A 1,376-nucleotide genomic window follows, 5' to 3' on the forward strand; every position below is an offset into this window, starting at 1 on the left:
TGGGCCAGCTGGCGCACCGAGGAGGGGTTGCGGTCGAGGATGCCCGCGATCTCGGCGTGCGCGTAGCCGAACACGTCGTGCAGCACGAACACCGCCCGCTCCAGCGGGGAGAGCGTCTCCAGGACCACCATCAGCGCCATCGACACCGACTCGCTCTGCAGCGCCCGGTGCGAGGGCTCGGCGACCGGCTCCTCTTCGGAGCCCCGGCTCACCAGCGGTTCCGGCAGCCAGGGACCCACGTACGTCTCACGGCGTCGCTTGATGGCGGCCTTGCGGGCGAGCGCGTGGTTGACCGCGATCCGTACGAGATAGGCCCGCGGGTTGTCGATCTCCTCGTGCGGGGAGCGGCTCTTCTTCGCCGACCACGACAACCAGGTCTCCTGGAGCACGTCGTCGGTGTCGGCGACGGTGCCGAGCAGGTTGTAGACGATCGAGAACAGCAACTCGCGGTAGCCGACGAAGACCTCCGTCGAGGCTTCGACGGAACCGGCCGTGCGGTCGCCTGGCTGGCTGTCGGACATGGTGCACCTCCCTGTGACGAGCTCACACCCGAGACGGCTTGCGTCCGGGAAATGTGACATCACCCCCACGAATGTGATTCAGATCACAAAGGTGGCGGTTCGTGTCACATCCGGCCATGGCCGATCCCTCTCATTCACGAGGGCATCCCGGGCCGCGGGGCGTGGGGAGCTCGGCCGCAAAAGGCCGAACTCCCCACTCGCGACAGCGAGTTACCCCATCCGCCGACCGGCCGCGACCGGTCACACAAGAAAGGCATGCACACCATGGCAGTCGCACAGCAGGCCCCGATCAACTTCGCCGTCATGTACGCCACGCACGACGCGTTCCGGCGCGACATGAGGCGGCTCGCCGCGGCGGTCGCCGCGGGCCGCTCCCAGTCCCCGGAGGTACGCGACGGCTGGGCGAACTTCAAACACCAGCTGCATGTGCACCACACCGTCGAGGACTCCGACCTGTGGCCGCGCGTCGCGGCCGCCGTCGCCGGCCGGCCCGCCGACCAGAAACTGCTCGACGAGATGGAGGCCGAGCACGCCCAGCTGGACCCGGTGCTCGCCTCCGTCGACGACGGCCTGACCCGCAACGCCCCCGACCTCGCCGACCGCGTCGCCGAACTCATCCGGGTCCTCGGCGACCACATGAAGCACGAGGAGAGCGAGGCGCTCCCGCCCATCCAGGACGCCTGCACCACCAAGGACTGGGACGCCTTCCGCGGCGCGATGGCCCGCAAGCAGGGCCCCAAGGGCGCGGCCGTCTACTTCCCCTGGATCACCGACGAACAGAACGCCACCGATCGCAAGGCGTTCCTGGACACCATGCCCGCACCGGTGAAGGTCCTCAACAAGCTCTTCTGGGAG

At 68.7% G+C, this 1,376-nt stretch carries 2 protein-coding genes; one reads left to right on the forward strand and one right to left on the reverse strand.

Features of this window, described 5'->3' with window-relative positions; genetic code table 11:
* The coding region (locus TN53_RS40595) for a sigma-70 family RNA polymerase sigma factor (protein WP_046263896.1) at window positions 1–521 on the reverse strand (521 nt) is incomplete at its 3' end.
* A gap of 255 nt (window positions 522–776) precedes the next feature.
* On the opposite strand from TN53_RS40595, the gene TN53_RS40600 reads away from it, so the two are divergent.
* Window positions 777–1,376, forward strand: a 600-nt coding sequence (locus TN53_RS40600; protein ID WP_063776298.1) for a hemerythrin domain-containing protein, incomplete at its 3' end; no start/stop codon positions are given.

The organism is Streptomyces sp. WM6386 (genome assembly GCF_000972385.1).
Taxonomy (GTDB): Bacteria; Actinomycetota; Actinomycetes; order Streptomycetales; family Streptomycetaceae; genus Streptomyces.